The organism is Nocardia aobensis NBRC 100429, assembly GCF_000308375.1.
Classification (GTDB): domain Bacteria; phylum Actinomycetota; class Actinomycetes; order Mycobacteriales; family Mycobacteriaceae; genus Nocardia; species Nocardia aobensis.
On the sequence record NZ_BAFQ01000241.1, the window covers coordinates 1 to 3,012 of the forward strand.

Sequence of the window (3,012 nt, forward strand, 5' to 3'; positions counted from 1 at the left end):
CTCGAGGTGATCGAACGGCTCGGCGGCGCGCCCGCGACACTCGACGCGCTGAGCTCCGCCCGCCCGCGCACGCTGATCATCGGCGTCGACCTGGATCCGGCCGGGGCGGCGGCGGCCCTGGTCGCCGAGCGCGGACTGGCGGTGCGGACCGCGGCCCGGGTGGCGCGCAGCCTGCCGGTGCGCACCCGCAACGCCACCGGCGACGTCCACGACTACGGCGATCCGCGGCTGCTGCACGAGCGCGGCCTGCTGGCATCGCTGGCCGCGGCATGGGTGGACACGCCGGTGATCGTATCGGGCGTCGACCACGAGCAGGCGGCCCACCTGTGCGTCGGCGATCCACCGCGACTGCCGACGACGGGGGCCGGGTCGAGCCTGTTCGCCCTTGCGGCACTGGCCGACTGGGGACAGACGGGCCTGCTCGTCGGGGTCGAGCAGGCCAGTCTGTCAGGAGTCACGGTCTCCGCGGGGCCGGTGCGGGTATACCGCCGGGAACCGGCGGTGCGAGCCGAACCGGAGGCCGTCGCGGTACCGGGTGCCGACATCCCGATCTCGCTCGCCGCCTACGAGCGCGCCTTCGAGGCCAAGGTGCGCTGGGAGGCCGGTCGCCACCCCGGCCGCGACGAGCTGGATTTCCCGCCGCGCTACCGCCTCGGCGAGGACGGCAGCCTCAGCACCGGCTACATGCTGATTCCGTTGCCGCGCATCGGAACCGTGTACACCGAGGTGACGGTCCACGTGCCGGTGCCCGGGCTGCGGACACCGTATTCGCTGGTGATCGTCGAACTCGACGAGGTGGACGTGCGGGCACTGGTGAAAGTCACCGGAACCGATCCCGGCACGGTCCGCATCGGCGACCGCGGGCGCATGGTGCTGCGCCGGGTCGCGGTGCGCTCAGGGGTACCGGACTACGGGTACGCGTTCGAGCCGGATTCGGAGGCGGCATGAGACACAATCGCGCAGCGCTCGTGGCGCCGACGGGGGTGCGGGCGCTCCCGCAGGTTACGGAGGCGGCATGAGACGGGTGGCAGTGGTCGGCGCCGGGATGACGCCGTTCGCCGAGCATTTCGCACTCGGCATCAAGGATCTGCTGCCGATGGCCTTCGCCGAATGCGCGGCGTCGGTGGACAAGGGCATCGCGAAAGCCGACCTGCAGGCGGCCTGGTTCGGCGCGATGGGTACACCGGACGGATTCCCCTCGGGCATTCTCGCCGACGTGCTCGGCCTGCCGGATCTCCCGGTGACGCGGATCGAAAACTCCTGTGCCACCGGCAATGACGCGGTGCGCAACGCCCTGTTCGGCATCGCCTCCGGTGCCTACGATGTGGCGCTGGTGATCGGTGCGGACAAACTCCGCGAAACCGCCTCCAAGGACATGCTCTGGGAGTGGGAGGCGATGACCCGCGATATGGCGTGGGACTACCCCCTCGGGCTGATCGCACCGGCAGGCTTCGCCCTGCATGTCGCCCGCTATCTGCACGAATCTCCGGTCGGGCGGGAACATCTGGGACTGATCGCGGTGAAGAACCACCGTCACGGCGTGTCGAATCCGAAGGCGCGCTTGCGTTTCGAGATTTCGCTGGAGCAGGCCCTCGCGGCTCCGATGGTGGTGGATCCGTTCGGCGTGTACGACTGCGCCCCGCAGAGCGACGGTGCCGCCGCGCTGATCCTCGCCGCCGAGGACGCGGTCGACCGCTACACCGATCGGCCGGTCTGGATCAGGGGAGTGGGCCTGGGCCTGGATTCGGTGATGCACCAGCACAAACGGGATATGACCACATTCCCGGCGACGGTCCGCGCCGCGAAACAGGCCTTCGCGATGGCGGGGCTGACCCCGGCCGATATCGATGTCGCGGAGGTGCACGACTTCTTCACCGGCATCGAGCTGATCAGCTACGAGGACCTCGGTTTCGCCGACCGCTTCGAGGCCTGCAAACTGGTCGACACGGGCGCGACCAGCGTGGGTGGCGCGCTGCCGGTGAATCCGAGCGGTGGGTTGAAATCCAAGGGCCATCCGCCGGGGGCGACCGGTGTGGCGCAGTGCGTGGAGTTGTTCGAGCAGCTGCGCGGCCACGCCGTCAACCAGGTCGACGGGGCGCGAATCGGGTTGGCGCACAACCTCGGCGGCCCCACGGCGGTGTCGGCGGTGACGATTCTGGAGGGTCCCCACGGCTGAGATGTCTCCGCGCTGCGAATCCGAGGTCGTCGCGCTCGTCACCGGGCGCGTGGCCCGGCGACGTGTCGTATTGGATTGGGCCGCACACTATGTCGGCCGCGACGGAACCGTGCACGTCGTCTGTGACGGGACGCTGGCTCCGGCGCTGGTGAGTTCGATCATGGTCGGCATGTTCGTCGACGCCGAACAGGTCGAACATGCCGATTTCGCGCAGACCGCGATGCTGCTGTCGCCGCACGGCTGCAACTGGACGTGGCAGCACCTGCCGTTCGGCGCCGTCGGGCACGCGGTGGCCCTCGCACGGCGCAAGAGCCTGCTCGCGGTGGTGCCCGCGCGGTCGCAATTCCTCCGGCCGCCCTCGGTGCGGATCGTCTGCCCTGGGTGAATGTAGCTGCGCTCCTCGGCAATCGGGCGCTGTGGGACACCTGTCCGAACTATAGTTTCGTTTCGGGTGTGAGAAGGAGATCGCGATGGACCTGTCTCTCGTAGCGCCGGAACTGCGCGGACCCGCGCGCTGGTTGCCGCCGCTGACGATCGGCCGCCGCTGGGCATTACGCCTGGTGCGCCTGGCCGCCGCCCACCGGCCCGCCCGGCGAGTCGCGGGCGTGCGCATCGAACATCTCGCGGCCGGCCGCGTACCGCTGCGCGTTTATCGCCCCACCGGTGCCCATTCGCCGGTCGCGGTGTTGTGGATACACGGCGGCGGCTACGTCCTCGGCAGCCCGGTCCAGGACGACACCTTCTGCTCGATCACCGCCCGCGACCTCGGCGTCACGATCGTCTCGGTCGATTACCGCCTCGCGCCCGAACATCCTTTCCCGGCTCCCCTGCAGGAC

General features: G+C 69.9%; 4 protein-coding genes. All 4 read left to right on the forward strand.

What is annotated here, in order from left to right; translation table 11 throughout:
* The coding region (locus RJ03_RS27435; protein WP_036507610.1) for a Zn-ribbon domain-containing OB-fold protein at positions 1-948 on the forward strand (948 nt) is incomplete at its 5' end.
* A gap of 67 nt (positions 949-1,015) precedes the next feature.
* A complete protein-coding gene (locus RJ03_RS27440; RefSeq protein WP_036507611.1) occupies positions 1,016-2,176 on the forward strand; it encodes a thiolase C-terminal domain-containing protein in 1,161 nt (386 codons plus the stop codon).
* 1 nt (position 2,177) lies between these two features.
* Positions 2,178-2,561 (forward strand): hypothetical protein, encoded by a 384-nt coding sequence (locus RJ03_RS27445; protein WP_036507612.1) that lies wholly within the window; start codon positions 2,178-2,180, stop codon positions 2,559-2,561.
* An 85-nt stretch (positions 2,562-2,646) separates the two neighbouring features.
* On the forward strand, positions 2,647-3,012 hold a 366-nt coding region (locus tag RJ03_RS27450; protein WP_036507614.1), incomplete at its 3' end, for an alpha/beta hydrolase.

Coding starts and splice junctions, on each gene's coding strand:
- RJ03_RS27445 (WP_036507612.1), top strand. CDS start 2,178: ATGTCTCCGCGCTGCGAATCCGAGGTCGTCGCGCTCGTCACCGGGCGC.
- RJ03_RS27440 (WP_036507611.1), top strand. CDS start 1,016: ATGAGACGGGTGGCAGTGGTCGGCGCCGGGATGACGCCGTTCGCCGAG.